Source organism: Chromohalobacter sp. 11-W, assembly GCF_029889905.1.
In the GTDB taxonomy this organism is placed as follows: domain Bacteria; phylum Pseudomonadota; class Gammaproteobacteria; order Pseudomonadales; family Halomonadaceae; genus Chromohalobacter.
On the sequence record NZ_JARANZ010000003.1, the window covers coordinates 196,694 to 212,753 of the forward strand.

The window sequence follows — 16,060 nt, forward strand, 5'->3', positions numbered from 1 at the left end:
ATGCTTAACGCACCGCCGTGGCGGCACGCTGACGCTGCAATGATACCAAAGCGACGCCCGCCAGCGCGGCGACGCCGATGGCGAATCCTACCCCGGTGGCTTGCAGGCCGACGAGCCGCGCCACCAAGCCGATGCCCACCACGGGAATCGAAATCGCCACATAGGCGATCACGAAGAAGGTCGACGTCACCGCACCACGCTGATTCAGCGGGCAGGCCGCCGCCACGGCGCCCAGCCCGGCGCGAAAGGCAATGCCCTGACCCAAACCAACGATCAGCGCGCCCAGCAGGAAGACCCACAGCGTCGCCAACGCCAATCCGGCCCCGACGGTCAATGCGCCGACAATCACCACGCCACATCCCAGCGGCAAGCGGTGGGCCTCGGGCAGGCGCCCCTGTACGAGCTGTCCCAGCGTCGAGGCGAAGAACACGCAGCCGGCCACCAAGCCGATCGCCAGCAGGTTCGAATGCCCCAGCACCTGGCTCATGAAGGCCGGTGCGGTGGCGGTGAAGAACCCCAACACCGCGAAGCCGGCGAACCCGGCGATCACCGCCGGCACGAATACACCGCGCACCTCGGCGGGCACCTTCAGGCGCTGTATGCGCAGGCGAACCCGGGGCGGCCGCGTCACGGTTTCCGACGCCACGGCGACACCCAGCACAGCGATCGCCAACAGCCCCAGGTGTACGGCATACGCCAGGTGCAACGGCCACACGGCATATTCACCCAAGGCACCCGCGACCACCGGCCCCAACCCCAGGCCGCCCATGTTGGCGGCGGTAGCGACGAAGGTCGACGCGCGCTTCCAGGCCTCGGGCGCCGACTCGACCACGGCCACCGTCGCCGTGCCGGTGAAAATGCCGGCCGAGATCCCCGACAGCACGCGCCCCGCCAATAGCGTGGCAAGACCATCGGCCGCCAGGAAGATGACATCGCTAAGCGCCGCTGCCGCCAAGCCCGCAAATAGTAGCGGACGGCGCCCCAACTGATCCGACCAGCGTCCAGCGATCAACAGCGCGGCGATGACGCCCACGGCATAGGCGGCGAAGATCACCGTGATGACGAGCTGCGAGAAGCCGAAGGCCGACTGATAGCCTGGATAGAGCGGTGTCGGTAGCGTCGTGCCCAGCATGGTCACGAGAAACGCGAAGGCGACCCCGGCAAAGGCCAGCCGCGCCGTCGATTCATTGGAGGACAACACAGTGGGGGACATGCTAAAGGTTCCTTGTCAGGTGGCGCGCACCCTGCGCGATGTCGGCAGGACACAAAGTGTATGCGATAATGCTCGTTTCCCCAGAAGCGGCTCAATCGGACACGCCCTATGCCCACTCAGCTTCCGTCAAAAGGGACACTCTACATCGTCTCGGCGCCTTCCGGCGCGGGCAAGACCAGCCTGGTACGCGCCCTGCTCGAACGCATCGCGGGCATCCAGGTCAGCGTCTCGCACACCACGCGCGACATGCGCCCCGGTGAGCACAACGGCGTCAACTACCACTTCGTCGACGTCACGACCTTCGAGCGTCTGATCGAAAGCGGCGATTTCATCGAGTATGCGCGGGTTTTCGACAACTACTACGGCACCTCGCGTGCCGCCGTGCAGGCTCTGCTCGACGCCGGCCAGGACGTGATTCTGGAAATCGACTGGCAAGGTGCCCGCCAAGTGCGCGCGGCCTTCGACGAGGCGGTCTCGGTGTTTATCCTGCCGCCGTCGCGAGAGGCCCTTCACGCGCGGCTTTCAGGACGCGGTACCGATGACGAAGCAACCATCGCCCGGCGCATGCGCGATGCAGTCGACGAGATGTCACACTACGCCGAATACGAACACGTCATCGTCAACGATACCTTCGACCATGCGCTCGACGAACTGAGCTGTCTGGTGCATGCCGAACGCACCCGCGTGACACGGGTCCGGAAAGCTCACGCGCCACTGCTGGCGGCGCTCTTGTCACGCGTGGAAGACGTCGAGTAGACTCGGAGGTCCTTCCGCAGGTCCGGCTTACGCCGTTTTTATTTCTCGATCAGGGTTCACACTCATGGCACGCGTTACCGTAGAAGATTGCCTCGACAACGTCGATAACCGTTTTCAGTTGGTGATGATCGCCACGCAGCGTTCACGTCAGCTCGCTCGCGGCTCGCGCGATGCCCAACTGGCCTGGGAAAACGACAAGCCCACGGTCATGGCACTGCGCGAAATCGCGGCCGGCCTGGTCGATGTCAACGTCCTCGACGAAGTCGTCGATCCGCCCGCTCCCAAGCCGCGTCCCGAGCGAGAGTACAACGACTAAGTTCTCTCCATTCTCGAAGGCGCGCACTATGTTCACCATCGACGATCTCGCGGACCGACTCGGCGGCTACCTACCCCCCGAGGAGATTCTGCACGTCAAGCGCGCCTTCTACTACGCCGAGCAGGCCCATGACGGCCAGCGGCGGCGTTCCGGCGAGCCCTACGTCACGCATCCGCTGGCGGTCGCCAATATCCTCGCCAACATGCACATGGACCATCAAAGCCTGATGGCCGCCATGCTGCATGACGTCATCGAAGATACCGGCGTGACCAAGGAGGCGCTGACCCAGCAATTCGGCGGCCCCGTGGCCGAACTGGTCGATGGCGTCTCCAAGCTGACCCAGATCACCTTCGAGGACAAGGCGGTCGCCCAGGCGGAGAACTTCCAGAAAATGGTCCTGGCGATGTCCCAGGACATCCGCGTGATCATCGTCAAGCTCGCCGACCGCCTGCACAACATGCGCACGCTGGGTGCGCTGCGTCCCGACAAGAAGCGCCGCATTGCCCGCGAGACGCTCGAGATCTACGCACGTATCGCCGGACGCTTGGGTATCAATACCATTCGCGTCGAGCTCGAGGATCTTTCCTTCCAGGCGATCCACCCGATGCGCGCCGAGCGCATCAAGCGTGCGGTCACCAAGGCGCGCGGCAATCGCCGCTCGATGATGCGTCAGATTCAGGACAGTCTGCAGAAGTGCCTCGATGACGACGCGCTGGGCGGCAGCGTGGTGGGCCGCCAGAAGCATCTACTGTCGATCTATCGCAAGATGCGCGACCAGCGCAAACCTTTCGCCGAGATGATGGACGTGTTCGGGTTTCGCATCATCACCGATGACGTCGACACCTGTTACCGCATTCTCGGCGCGGTGCACAATCTCTACAAGCCGGTGCCGGGGCGTTTCAAGGACTACATCGCCATCCCCAAGGCCAACGGCTACCAGAGCCTGCACACGACGCTGTTCGGCCCCAGCGGGATGCCCGTTGAGGTGCAGATTCGCACCCGCGAAATGGAAGCGATGGCCAATAACGGTATCGCCGCGCACTGGTTGTACAAGGCCGGTCAGACCGAGCGCCCCATCGGCGCCGGCAGCCATGCCCGCGCCCGCGAATGGGTCCGCGGGCTGCTCGAGATGCAGCGCCACGCCGGTAACTCCCTGGAGTTCATCGAGCACGTCAAGAACGACCTGTTCCCCGATGATATCTACGTGTTCACGCCCAAGGGCGACATCATGGAGCTCCCTGGCGGCGCCACGGCCGTGGACTTTGCCTACAGCGTGCACACCGACATCGGCAACAGTTGCATCGCCTGCCGCATCGACCGCCATCTGGCGCCGCTGTCCTCGACCCTGGAAAGCGGCCAGACGCTGGAGATCATCACCGCACCCGGCGCCCGCCCCAATCTGGCCTGGCTCAACTTCGTGGTCACCGCCAAGGCCCGCTCGGCGATCCGTCACGCTCTCAAGCATCAGCAGCGCACCGAATCCGTGCAATTGGGGCGGCGTCTTCTCAACCGCGCACTGAGCGCCTTCGAGACCAGCCTCGAGGAGTTGCCCGAGCATCGCTTGGCGGCGGTACTCGAAGAGCTCGATCTCAAGCACGAGGACGATCTGCTCGAATCGATCGGGCTTGGCACGCGCATGGCCTACGCCATCGCGCGCCGCCTACTGGAATGCAATACCCCGGAAACCGCCGAGGAAGTCGCCACGGCGTCGCGTTCGGGGATGCCGATCGTGATCAACGGCGCCGAAGGCATGATCATCAGCTTTGCACGCTGCTGCTATCCGCTGCCCGGCGACCCTATCGTCGGCCACCTTTCGGTCGGCAAGGGAATCGTGGTGCACCGCCATGATTGTGGTAACCTGCGGGAACTGCGTGACGACCCCGACAAGCTGTTCGCTCTGGAGTGGTCACAGCAGATCGATCAAGATTTTCCGGTGGCGCTGCGTCTGCATGTCGAGACACGGCGCGGCCTGGTCGCCGAACTGGCGGGCCTGGTAACCGACGCCGATGCCAATATCGAACGCATCGGCATCGAAGAACGCGATGCACGTCTGTCGATCGTCAACCTGACGTTGGCCGTCCACGACCGCGTGCATCTAGCAAGTATCATGAAACGACTGCGCAACCTGCCCCACGTCGGCAAGATCACTCGCGTTCGCAGTTGACACCATGGCGACCGACCCGCCGCCAACAGGAGCGGCGGGTCGGTCGTTTCGTTTTTACGATACCCGGCGCGCCCGCTAACGCGGACGCGGCGGTGTCGTTATTTTTGTCCATCGCAATGCGCACACGCATAACGACAAGGAGCCATGCCATGAGTAACAAAGCCGTCATCAATACCGAGCAGGCGCCGGCCGCTATCGGTCCCTACTCGCAGGCCATCAAGGCCGGCAACACGGTGTACATGTCCGGGCAGATCCCGCTGGACCCCGGCACAATGGAACTCGTCGCCGGGGATATCGAAGCCCAAGCGCGCCAGGTCTTTACCAATCTGCAGGCCGTCTGCCATGAAGCCGCCGGCTCGCTGCAGGACATTGTCAAGCTCAACCTCTACCTGACCGACCTGAGTAACTTTGCCGTGGTCAATCAGATCATGGAAGAGTACTTCCAGGCCCCGTATCCGGCCCGCGCAGCGGTTGGCGTCAAGGAACTGCCCAAGGGCAGCCAGGTGGAAGCCGAAGCCGTCATGGTCATCGGTGATTGAGACCTGTCCGTTCAATACCCCGGTCGTTCAATACCCGGGGTGTTCAACACCAGGCTCGTGCCGCGCGGGCGCTCAGGCCCGCGCGACTTCCGGCAGCTCCCCACGCAGCTTGCTCACGTCCGCTCGCGGCGGCACCCCGAACAGGCGGCTGTATTCGCGGCTGAAATGGGAGGGGCTTCCGTAACCCACGTGGAAACTGGCCGTCGCCGCCTCCATTCCCTCGGATAGCATCAATCTTCGCGCCTCATGCAGCCGCAGCTTCTTCTGAAACTGTACCGGCGACATGCGCGTGACCTGCTTGAAGCTATGGAACAGCGACGACTCGCTCATGTTGACCATGTCCGCCAGTTCGCGAACGCGCAGCGGCTCGGTGAAGCGATCCTTGAGCACCGCGATCACCTTGGAGATGCGGTGCGTCTGGGTGTCCGCCATTGCAAACTTGCGCATGTGCAGACCGATTTCGCCGATCAAGGCGCGGTAGAAGATCTCGCGTCTTACCAGCGGTGCCAGAATGCGAATGTCCTGTGGCGGCGAATCGAGCAGACTCACTAACCGCAGTACCGCCACCACCAGGTCCTTCTCCGCCTGTACCCGGCTTAAACCACACGCGTTTTCGGGGCACTCCTGCGGCTCCACTCCCGCCATTCCCTCTCCCAGTTCCAACACCAGATCGGTGATTTCCTGCGGTTCGACGGCAATTTTCAAACCCAGATAGGGCTTTTCCGATGACGCGTCGGTTACCTTGCCCAGCACCGGCAGATGTACCGCCGAGACCATGCAGCTCAGCGGCCCGTAATCGATTTTTCGATCTCCCAACCACACTGTCTTGCTGCCCTGCGCGATCAGACAAAGAGAGGGATCGTAGACCGTCGAGCCGATGCAGTTGTTGAGAGAGGAATCGGCCCGAATCAGCTCCAACCCCGGCACCGACGTGGTGGTCAGCCCCTCCTGGCGCGCCCACTTCTTAATCTGGAATGCCAGAGTATCCGCCAAGCGACCGAGTTCCTCGTCGAGTTCTTCGAAGACAGGTTGAACGACACTCACGGTTTCGTCCTCTCATTGTTGGGTCAACTGTCATTGCTCGATAAAGCGCGAGTATATGTCTATGTGCCGACGTTTTGATGACAAATCTCCGATCCGTGCAGGATTGGGCAAGACCTTTGAAGGAACAGGCAAGCGCCTCTTCTGACAACACGACATTCAGGACCCTTCCTTTTAGAGATAGACGATATCTATAGGATTAGGCAATCAACAACGAGGAACCCGATAACGCCCTCTCTTCCCTGGCCTCTACAGTGACCCTCCATTCCCCGCGCCTATGCTCGTCTTACCAGAAGTCGGTGAGCCCCTTATTCGGGCCTGATTCGCGCGATCTTTTTGACTGATCGCGACCCCGGCCGGGAACCGTCAACGCGGAGTCAGAAAATGAAGAAGCTCGTCGAGAAGCGCGTGTCGAAGATGTCCCTGTGTCGCGATTTGGGCATGATGCTCGTCATCGCGCTGCTGGTCGGCTGCGATGCCCATGGCGAGGCGGATGCCGTCAGCGCACCGCCGCCTCCGAAAGTCGACGTGGCAGCGGTGCTGGTGGAACCGGTCACCCTGCGCGAGACCTTTACCGGCCGCGTGGCGGCGCCGCAGACCGTGCAGGTCCGGCCACGGGTGAGCGGCTATATCGACGAAGTGGCCTTCGAGGAAGGAGAGCTGGTCGAGGCCGGCAACCTGCTGTTCCGTATCGATCCCCGCCCCTACGAGGCTCGCGTCCAGGCCGCCAAGGCATCGCTGGCGCAGGCACGCAGCCAGCGTCAACTCGCCGAGGTAGAAGCCGGTCGGGCCAACACCCTGATCGGCCGACAGGCCATTTCCCGAGAGCAGTACGACCAGCGCAAGGCGGCCGCACTCAACGCCCAGGCGCAGGAAGCGGAAGCCGAGGCCACGCTGACCAGCGCCGAACTGGAACTGCAGTACACCCGGGTCACCGCACCGGTGACGGGGCGCACCGGGCGAGCCATGGTCACCAAGGGCAATCTCGCCAGCGCCGATGCGTCGGTGCTGACCACGCTGGTCTCGGTGGATCCTTTGTACGTCTACTTCGACAGCAACGAAGCCGACGCGCAGGGAGCGCAGAAACTGCTGGCCCGGGACGAGCCGCTGACGCTGAACATCGGCATGACCGGCGAGACAGGCTTCCCCCACCAGGGCCAGCTGGATTTCGTCGACAACCAGATCAACGCCGACACCGGCACGCTGCGCTATCGCGCGGTTCTGCCCAACCCGGATGGCGCATTTCGGCCCGGCCAGTTCGCGCGGGTGGAGATGCCCGTCGCCAACCTCAGCGAGGCGATGCTGGTGAATCGCAAGGCGGTGCTCGCCAATCAGGACCGGCGCTTCGTCTACGTGGTCGGCGACGACGACACGGTGACGCCCCGTCAGGTGGAGCTTGGCCGCGAGGTGGGAGAGCTGGTGGTGATCCGCGCCGGGCTGAAGGCCGGTGAGCGCGTGATCGTCAACGGTACCCAGAAGGTGTTCGCCCCCGGCATGCCGGTCACGCCCAACCCGATCGCCATGCGCGAGCCGGCTGTAGGCAATGACGTCGCCACGCGATCCTAGCGCTGCCTAAAGGCCTTTCTCCTCCCTCCCCGAATGACAAGACGCGGCGGGCATCGTCCCCGCCGCTCAGGAGCCTCTGTCATGAACTTCTCCCGCTTTTTCGTGGACCGGCCGATCTTCGCCGCAGTGCTCTCGATCGTCATCTTCGCGGTGGGGGTGATCTCCATCCCCAATCTGCCGATCGGGGAGTATCCGGAGGTGGTGCCGCCCTCGGTGCTGGTGCGCACCACCTACCCGGGTGCCAACCCCAAGGAGATCGCGGAGACCGTGGCCACGCCGCTGGAAGAGGCGATCACCGGCGTCGAGGACATGATGTACTACAAGTCCGTGGCCGGCTCCGATGGCGTCTTGCAGATGACCATTACCTTCCAGCCCGGGACGGATCCCGAACAGGCCACCGTGCGCGTCCAGAACCGGGTCAGCCAGGCGCTGGCGCGGTTGCCGGAAGCGGTGCGGCGACAGGGCGTGACCACCCAGAAGCAGTCCCCCACCTTCCTGATGGTGGTGCACCTGGTCTCGCCGGATGACAGCTACGACACCCTCTACCTGCGCAACTACGCGCGTCTGCACGTGCGCGACCAGCTGGCGAAGATTTCTGGTGTCGGCGAGGCACAGCTGTTCGGCGGTGGCGATTACGCCATGCGCGCCTGGCTGGACCCCGACCGCATTGCCTCGCACGGTCTCACCGCCAGCGATGTGGTCGGCGCCATGCGTGAACAGAACGTCCAGGTCTCCGCTGGACAGATCGGCGCCGAGCCGATGCCGGAAAGCGATTTCCTCACCCTGATCAACGCCAAGGGCCGCCTGTCCACCGAGCAGGAGTTCGGCAACATCGTGCTCAACGTCGGCGAGGATGGCGAAGTCCTGCGGCTTCGCGATGTCGCTCGGCTCGAGATGGGCGCGGGCGATTACACCCTGCGCGCCAGCCTCGACGGCAAGGATGCGGTGGCGATCGGCATCTTCCAGTCGCCCGGCGCCAATGCCCTGCAGATCCGCGACCAGGTGATCCGGACCATGGACGAGCTGGCCACCCAGTTCCCGCCAGGGGTGGAGTATCGCACCGTCTACGACACCACGCTGTTCGTCAGCGACTCGATCCGCTCGGTGATTCAGACGCTGCTGGAAGCGATACTGCTGGTGGTGCTGGTGGTGACGCTGTTCCTGCAGACCTGGCGCGCGTCGCTGATTCCGCTGCTGGCGGTGCCGGTCTCGGTGGTGGGCACGTTCTCGGTGCTGTTGCTGCTGGGGTATTCGATCAATACCCTGACGCTGTTCGGGCTGGTGCTCGCGATCGGCATCGTCGTCGACGACGCCATCGTGGTGGTGGAGAATGTGGAGCGCAACATCGGCCAGGGGCTGGCGCCACGCGCCGCCGCCCACCAGGCGATGCGCGAGGTGTCCGGGCCGATCGTCGCCATCGGCCTGGTGCTGTGCGCGGTGTTCGTGCCGATGGCGTTCCTCTCCGGGGTGACCGGCCAGTTCTACCGCCAGTTCGCGGTGACCATCGCCATCTCCACGGTAATCTCCACCGTCAACTCGCTGACGCTGTCGCCGGCGCTGGCCGCGATGCTGCTCAGGCCCCACGGTGCGCCCAAGGATCGTCTGACCCGGGTGATCGACTTCCTGTTCGGCTGGCTATTCCGGCCGTTCAACCGCTTCTTCAACGCCGGCTCCAATCGCTACCAAGGCGTGGTCTCGGGCAGCCTGCGCCGCCGCGGCGCGGTGTTCGTGGTCTACCTGGTCCTGCTCGGCACTACCGGTTACCTGTTCAAGATCGTGCCACCGGGGTTCATCCCGGTCCAGGACAAGATGTACCTGATCGCTGGTGTGAAGCTGCCGGAGGGCGCCTCGCTGGATCGTACCGATGACCTGCTGCGCCAGGTAGTGGATATCACCATGGAGACCGACGGCGTCGAACACGCCATCTCGTTCCCCGGCCTCAACGCGCTGCAGTTCACCAACACCGCCAACACCGGGCTGGCGTTTCTGACCCTGAAGCCCTTCGATCAGCGCACCCGCACTGCGGCGGAGATCAACGCCGAGATCGCCGGCAAGATCAGTGGCCTCAAGGACGGCATCGCGTTCTCGTTCATGCCGCCGCCGATCCTGGGTCTCGGCAACGGTTCGGGCTATCAGCTGTTCATAGAGGATCGCGGCGGACTCGGCTACGGCCCGCTGCAGGAAGCGGTGACCGCCTTCCAGGGCGCGGTGGTGCAGACGCCGGGGATGAGCTATCCGATCACCAGCTACCAGGCCAATGTGCCCCAGCTCGATGCCGAGGTGGATCGACTCAAGGCCAAGACTCAGGGCGTCGCGGTGAGCGACCTGTTCGATACCCTGCAGACCTATCTGGGCTCCACTTACGTCAACGATTTCAATACGTTCGGCCGCACCTGGCAGGTGATCGCCCAGGCCGACGCCCCCTACCGCGACAGCGTCGAGGATATCGCCCGGCTGCGCACCCGCAACGCCCAAGGCGAGATGGTGCCGATCGGCTCGATGATCGATATCCATCAGAGCTTCGGTCCCGACCCGGTGCTGCGTTTCAACGGCTACCCGGCGGCGGACCTGGCCGGCGAGGCCGATCCGAGGGTGCTCTCCTCGCCCCAGGCGATGAGCGTTCTGTCCGATATCGGCGAGCGGGTACTGCCGGATGGCATCGACTTCGAATGGACCGATCTGAGTTATCAGCAGTTCACCCAGGGCAATGCCGCGCTGGTGGTGTTCCCGCTGGCGGTGCTGCTGGTGTTCCTGGTGCTGGCCGCACTCTACGAGAGCTGGACCCTGCCGCTGGCGGTGATCCTGATCGTGCCGATGTGCCTGCTGTCGGCGCTGGTCGGCGTCAGGATTTCCGGCGGCGATACCAACGTCTTCGTCCAAGTGGGGCTGGTGGTGCTGATCGGGCTGGCCTGCAAGAACGCCATCCTGATCGTCGAATTCGCCCGCGAACTCGAGTTCCAGGGTCGCAGCGTGGTGGAAGCGGCGCTGGAGGCTTGCCGGCTGCGACTGCGCCCGATCATCATGACCTCGATCACCTTCACCGCCGCGGTGATACCGCTGGCGCTGGGCCACGGGGCCGGCGCCGAGGTGCGCCAGGCCCTGGGCATCGCGGTGTTCGCCGGGATGCTCGGCGTGACCCTGTTCGGGTTGTTGCTGACACCGGTGTTCTACGTCGCGCTGCGCAAGCTGGCCGGCCCGCTAAAGCGCGATCATGTGTCTACGCTGGAGGGAGAAACCGACGCCAATATGGGAGATCATCATGGCTAAAGACGCCGCCACTAGACTGCAGTCGCGGCATCGCGCACGACTATGCGACAGCCCCGCCAGCGCATGATGTCGGGCCATCGACTCTTCTTCGCCGCCTGGCCCGACGACGCCCTGCGCGAGCGCCTGGCGTCACTGGCGTCGCGCCTCCAACGCCATTGCGGGGGCGTACGCCGGTTATCGACAACCTGCACCTAACGCTGGGATTTCTAGGGAATGTGCCCACGGCAGAGATTGCGGCCTTGCAGGCCTTGACCGAGCGCCTGACGGTGCCCGCAGGCGAGTGGACGCTCGACCGCTACGGCTATTTCCAAAAACCGCGCCTGGCATGGCTCGGCGGACCGCCGACGCCCACGCTGCGCCTGTGGCACGCGCATCTTGGCGAGGCCTTGCAAGCCAGCGGCCGGCCGCTGCCGGCCTCGCAAGACTACCGGCCTCACATCACGCTACTGCGCGATGCCGAGAAGGCGCCGCCCGCAACGCTTAAAGCGCCCGAATGGACTTGGCCGTTGACGCGGCTGACGCTAGTCGAGTCGATTCTCGACGGCACGCGGCCCGTCTATCGGGTGCTGGCCGAGTGCCCCGCGACGCCGGCCAACGAGTAGATTCAGGCGGATTCGGGCGCCTGCCGCTGGGCCTTTATCACCTCGGCGTAGCCCTCGCGGAAGGAGGGATACTGAAAGCGATACCCGCTATCGCGCACGCGTGAGTTGTCACAGCGCTTGCTGGCACGCCGCCGCAACGGTGATTGAATGGTCTCGGTGAGCTCGACCTTGAGCTTGCCCGCCATCCACGTCATCACTTCGTGCAAGGGTGTCGGCTCGCAGTCACTCGCCAGATAGAGCGCCTCTAGCGGCTTGTCGTCGAGGCTCAAGGCGATCAAATGCGCCAGCACGCCCGCGCAATCGTCGCGATGGATACGGTTGGAATACATCGGCGGGTTCGCCGCCGCGACGCGCCCTTCCTTGACCTGGCGGATCAGGCGATCGCGCCCCGGGCCGTAGATCCCCGAAAAGCGCACCACGGTACCCGGCATAGGGTGATCGAGCAGCGCCTGTTCGGCCTCGCGCATCAGTAGCCCCGAGAACCCGGTGGGCGCGGTCTCGGAGGTTTCATCGACCACTTCGCCCGCTTGCTGGGCATAGACGCTGGTCGATGAGACGAAAAACACGCGCTTGGGCGGCGTGGCACGCGCCTCGAGTTCGCCGAGCACGGCCTTGATGCCCTTGGGATATGCTTCGGCATAGGCGTTTTCGTCGAAGCGCGCAGCGCTTAGGATATAGACGACGGTATCCGCGTCGGGCAAGCGAGCCAGCGCGGCGGGATCCGTGATGTCCAGTGCCAGGGCCTCGATGCCGGTTTCCGCGAGCGGCGCGACCTGGCGGCGCACGCCGATCACCCGCTGGCCGGCGTCGATCAACCGCTTACCTAGCTGGATACCAATGTCGCCGCAACCAATAATCAGAGTCGTTTTCTTCACCTTTCCCTAGCCTCTTGGTAAAAGTCCTTGATAAAAAGTCTTTGGCAAAAAGTCCCTTGCATCGAATACCTTAGTGAATCCATCGCGTAGCCTAGGAGGCCCGAAAAGGCCCAGATCATGACTCTAACAGAACTCCGTTATATCGTAACCTTGGCTCAAGAGCACCACTTCGGGCGCGCTGCCGAGCGTTGCTACGTCTCCCAGCCCACTCTCTCGGTGGCCGTCAAGAAGCTGGAAGACGAACTGGGCATCGCCTTGTTCGAGCGTTCCAAATCCACCGTACAGGTCACACCACTGGGCGAGAAGATCGTCGCTCAGGCGCATCGGGTGCTGGAACAAGCCGGCCTCATCAAGGAAATGGCCACCGAAGGCAAGGATCAACTGGCGAGCCCACTGCGCATCGGGGCGATCTACACCATCGGACCTTACCTGTTTCCGCACCTGATCCCCGAACTGTCGCATCATGCCCCGCAGATGCCACTGTACATCGAAGAAGGCCTGACGGGGGATCTACGCCGCAAACTGCGCAGCGGTGAACTGGACGCCGTGATCGTCGCCCTGCCGTTCACCGAGCCAGATGTGCTGACCAAGGCGATTTACGAAGAACCTTTCGAAGTGCTGTTACCCGCCGGCCACCCATGGACACGCAAGACCGCTATCGCCAAGGAAGAATTGCTCCAGGAAAAGCTGCTGCTGTTGGGCGAGGGGCACTGCTTTCGTGACCAGATTCTCGAAGCTTGCCCCGCCATCAACAATCAACTCAACAATCCCGGCAACACCCTGATCGCCGAGGGCGGTTCGCTGGAAACCATTCGCCACATGGTGGCCTCGGGGCTGGGCATCACGGTGCTACCCAAGTCGGCCATCGGCACCGGCCATTATGAATCGGGACTGCTCGAAAGCCGGCCCTTCGCCAATAGCGTGCCCAGCCGTACAGTGGCCATCGCCTGGCGTGCCAGCTTCCCCAGGCCCAAAGCCATCGATGCCCTGACCAAGGCCATCGAAATGTGCCAACAGCAGCGTATTCAGGCGGCATGAGCACTGACATAAAGGCTATGGATGCACCGGTCAGCGAGCTCACCGGCGTGGGCGAGGCGCTGGCCGCCAAGCTCGCCCGGCTGGGCATCGCCAGCATTGCCGATATGCTCTTTCATCTGCCGTTGCGCTATCAGGATCGTACGCGCATCACGCCTATCGGCACGCTGCGCGCCGGTACCGAAGCCGTGGTCGAGGGAGAGATTGCTGCCGCCGATATCGTCAAGGGACGGCGGCGCAGCCTGCTGGTGCGCCTCAAGGATGGTTCGGGCATCCTCAGCCTGCGCTTCTTCCACTTCTCGCCCGCGCAGCAACAGCAATTCACTCGTGGCCTGCGCGTGCGTGCCTTCGGCGAGGCTCGCGCCGGCGCTACGGGCCTCGAGATCTATCATCCCGAGTATCGCCTCCTTCAGCAGGAAGACGCGCCGGTCGAAGAACACCTGACACCGATCTATCCCACCACCGAGGGCTTGACCCAACCACGCCTGCGCGGCCTGATCCAGCAGGCACTCAAGCAACTCGACGCCGCGCCCGACGCCTTGCCGGACTGGATTCCCGATGCCCTGCGCCAGCGCTTTCGCCTGCCGGGGCTGCTCGAATCGCTGCGCTACCTGCACGAGCCACCCCCCGAGGCGCCGGTGGAACGTCTCGCCGAAGGGCGCCATCCGGCCCAGCGGCGCCTGGCGCTGGAAGAACTGCTCGCCCATCAACTCAGCCTGCGGCAGGTGCGTCTGCGCATCCAGACCGACAGCGCGCCCGCGTTGGGCGGCGGGCGTAGCCTGCAGGCGCGTTTCCTGACCCAGTTGCCGTTCTCGCTGACCGGCGCGCAGCGCCGCGTCCTCGACGAAATCGGTCACGATCTGGAACGCGCCACCCCCATGCTGCGCCTGGTCCAGGGCGACGTCGGCTCGGGCAAGACCGTGGTCGCCGCCATGGCGGCACTGGCGGCCATCGCCGGTGACTGTCAGGCGGCCATCATGGCGCCTACCGAAATCCTCGCCGAACAGCATTATCGCAACTTCCGCGATTGGTTCGCGCCGCTGGGCATCGAGGTCGGCTGGCTGTCGGGCAAGCTCAAAGGCAAGGCGCGTCTGGACACCAAGGCGGCCATCGGCGATGGCCGTATCCAGGTCGCGGTGGGCACGCACGCGCTGTTTCAGGACGACGTGCACTTTCACCGCCTGGGCCTGGCGATCATCGACGAACAACACCGCTTCGGCGTTCACCAGCGCCTGGCGCTGCGCCAGAAGGGCGAAGCCGGCGGCCTCACGCCGCACCAGTTGATCATGACCGCCACGCCGATTCCGCGCACGCTGGCGATGAGCGCCTACGCCGATCTCGATCTGTCGATGATCGACGAACTGCCGCCCGGGCGCACGCCGGTCAAAACGGTGGCAGTCCCCGACGAGCGTCGTCCCGAGGTGGTCGAGCGCATTCGCCGCGCCTGCGCCGAGGGCCATCAGGCTTACTGGGTGTGTACGCTCATCGAGGAATCCGAAGCCTTGACCTGCCAAGCCGCCGAGGCGACCCATGAACACCTCGGCGAGGCGCTGCCCGACCTGGCCATCGGCCTGGTGCACGGGCGCATGAAAGCGGCGGAAAAAGCCGAGGTAATGGAGGCATTCAAGGCGGGCGAGTTGGACCTTCTCATCGCCACCACGGTGATCGAGGTCGGCGTCGACGTGCCCAACGCCAGCTTGATGATCATCGAGAACCCCGAGCGTTTGGGACTCTCGCAGTTGCATCAGCTACGTGGCCGCGTGGGACGCGGCGCCACCGAGAGTTTCTGCGTGCTGCTGTATCATCCGCCGCTATCGCAGCACTCGCGGGAACGCCTGGGCGTGATGCGCGATACCAGCGATGGCTTTCGTATCGCCGAGAAGGATCTGGAGCTGCGCGGCCCCGGCGAGGTACTCGGCACTCGCCAGACGGGCTTAGCGCAGATGAAGATCGCCGACCTGGAGCGCGATCGTGACCTGCTCGACACCATCAGTCCCCTGGCGCGCGCACTGCTCGACGAGGCGCCGGAAGCCGCCACGCCCTTGATCCGCCGTTGGCTGGGCGAAGACGCCGGGCATTACGGGCAGGTATGACCCCAGGCAGGCAACATGAGTGCCTCGATCATCATGACGACACGGGGTCATCCTCGGCCTGACCGGCCTGGCGTTCCCACTTGCCCGCCTTGGCGAGCGCCATGATGACCTCGCGGGCAATGGCACGCTGGCTCGGCGGCAAGCCGGCAAAGGCTTCCAGGGTCTCTCGCTCGCGATAACTCAGCGCTTCCCACAGATGATCGCTCTCGTGGACGCGGTGCTGTACCGGTGCACCGAAGCGCAAGGCTGCCGGCGGCACTTTCAGCCAATCGGCGAGGACCACGAGCTTTTCTTGAGTGGGCAACGTTTCGCCGCGCAGCCATCGGCGTACACCGTGCAGCGTCACTGGGCGCCCCGGATTGCGCAGATTGAACTCGCGCTCCAGCACGGCAGGCTTGGGTGCATAGCCGGCCTGTTGCATGGCCTCGCGCAGGCGTTGGGCAAATTGGGTCTTGGCGTCTTCCATGCCTGCACAGTAAGACGTCTCGCCCCCAAGCGACGTAACCATCGCGTTGCTTTTTTGAAGATCGAACAACACTATCGGTTACGCTGCGTGACGTCGATTATCCCCAGATAGCAGTGACTTACCCGTG

Annotated in this window: 14 protein-coding genes; 10 read left to right on the top strand and 4 right to left on the bottom strand. The window is 64.1% G+C overall.

The genetic code is table 11. The features are described from left to right. Window positions 1–4 precede the first annotated feature (4 nt). Window positions 5–1,213, bottom strand: coding sequence for an MFS transporter (locus tag OP494_RS05945; RefSeq protein WP_280539798.1), 1,209 nt, complete (start codon window positions 1,211–1,213; stop codon window positions 5–7). A gap of 108 nt (window positions 1,214–1,321) precedes the next feature. Between OP494_RS05945 and gmk the strand changes: the two genes are divergently transcribed. The 4 genes from gmk (at window position 1,322) to OP494_RS05965 (ending at window position 4,988) form a co-directional block, all read left to right on the top strand. Further along, window positions 1,322–1,969 (top strand): guanylate kinase, encoded by a 648-nt coding sequence (gene gmk, locus OP494_RS05950; protein ID WP_280539799.1) that lies wholly within the window; start codon window positions 1,322–1,324, stop codon window positions 1,967–1,969. Between the two features lie 64 nt (window positions 1,970–2,033). Further along, window positions 2,034–2,285, top strand: coding sequence for a DNA-directed RNA polymerase subunit omega (rpoZ, locus tag OP494_RS05955; RefSeq protein ID WP_040240363.1), 252 nt, complete (start codon window positions 2,034–2,036; stop codon window positions 2,283–2,285). 28 nt (window positions 2,286–2,313) lie between these two features. Further along, window positions 2,314–4,449: a bifunctional GTP diphosphokinase/guanosine-3',5'-bis pyrophosphate 3'-pyrophosphohydrolase gene (gene spoT / locus OP494_RS05960; RefSeq protein WP_280539800.1), complete on the top strand. Its 2,136-nt coding sequence runs from the start codon at window positions 2,314–2,316 to the stop codon at window positions 4,447–4,449. A gap of 149 nt (window positions 4,450–4,598) precedes the next feature. Continuing rightward, on the top strand, window positions 4,599–4,988 hold the full coding sequence (locus tag OP494_RS05965) for a RidA family protein (RefSeq protein ID WP_280539802.1): 390 nt from the start codon (window positions 4,599–4,601) through the stop codon (window positions 4,986–4,988). A 72-nt stretch (window positions 4,989–5,060) separates the two neighbouring features. Here OP494_RS05965 and OP494_RS05970 read toward each other — a convergent pair whose 3' ends face one another. Then, window positions 5,061–6,032 (bottom strand): AraC family transcriptional regulator, encoded by a 972-nt coding sequence (locus tag OP494_RS05970; protein ID WP_280539803.1) that lies wholly within the window; start codon window positions 6,030–6,032, stop codon window positions 5,061–5,063. 381 nt (window positions 6,033–6,413) lie between these two features. Here OP494_RS05970 and OP494_RS05975 point away from each other — a divergent pair, with 381 nt between their 5' ends. The 4 genes from OP494_RS05975 to OP494_RS05990 all read left to right on the top strand — a co-directional run bounded on the left by OP494_RS05975 (window position 6,414) and on the right by OP494_RS05990 (window position 11,464). Then, on the top strand, window positions 6,414–7,595 hold the full coding sequence (locus OP494_RS05975) for an efflux RND transporter periplasmic adaptor subunit (RefSeq protein ID WP_280539805.1): 1,182 nt from the start codon (window positions 6,414–6,416) through the stop codon (window positions 7,593–7,595). Between the two features lie 81 nt (window positions 7,596–7,676). Beyond that, window positions 7,677–10,862: a multidrug efflux RND transporter permease subunit gene (locus OP494_RS05980; protein WP_280539806.1), complete on the top strand. Its 3,186-nt coding sequence runs from the start codon at window positions 7,677–7,679 to the stop codon at window positions 10,860–10,862. Between the two features lie 42 nt (window positions 10,863–10,904). After that, window positions 10,905–11,057: a hypothetical protein gene (locus OP494_RS05985; protein ID WP_280539807.1), complete on the top strand. Its 153-nt coding sequence runs from the start codon at window positions 10,905–10,907 to the stop codon at window positions 11,055–11,057. A 20-nt stretch (window positions 11,058–11,077) separates the two neighbouring features. After that, window positions 11,078–11,464, top strand: a complete 387-nt coding sequence (locus OP494_RS05990; protein ID WP_280539808.1) for a 2'-5' RNA ligase family protein — start codon at window positions 11,078–11,080, stop codon at window positions 11,462–11,464. Between the two features lie 2 nt (window positions 11,465–11,466). On the opposite strand, the gene OP494_RS05995 is transcribed toward OP494_RS05990, so the two are convergent. Then, the gene (locus tag OP494_RS05995; protein ID WP_280539810.1) at window positions 11,467–12,339 is read right to left on the bottom strand and encodes an SDR family oxidoreductase; all 873 of its coding nucleotides are present in this window, start codon (window positions 12,337–12,339) and stop codon (window positions 11,467–11,469) included. Between the two features lie 117 nt (window positions 12,340–12,456). On the opposite strand from OP494_RS05995, the gene OP494_RS06000 reads away from it, so the two are divergent. Next, entirely contained in the window at window positions 12,457–13,377 is a 921-nt protein-coding gene (locus OP494_RS06000) for a hydrogen peroxide-inducible genes activator (RefSeq protein WP_280539811.1), read from the top strand. 8 nt (window positions 13,378–13,385) lie between these two features. Continuing rightward, the gene (gene recG, locus OP494_RS06005; RefSeq protein ID WP_280539966.1) at window positions 13,386–15,467 is read left to right on the top strand and encodes an ATP-dependent DNA helicase RecG; all 2,082 of its coding nucleotides are present in this window, start codon (window positions 13,386–13,388) and stop codon (window positions 15,465–15,467) included. Window positions 15,468–15,498: 31 nt separating this feature from the next. Here the strand turns inward: recG and OP494_RS06010 are convergent, their stop codons facing one another. Beyond that, complete coding sequence (locus OP494_RS06010; RefSeq protein WP_280539812.1) at window positions 15,499–15,975, bottom strand: XRE family transcriptional regulator; 477 nt, start codon at window positions 15,973–15,975, stop codon at window positions 15,499–15,501. Window positions 15,976–16,060 lie beyond the last annotated feature (85 nt).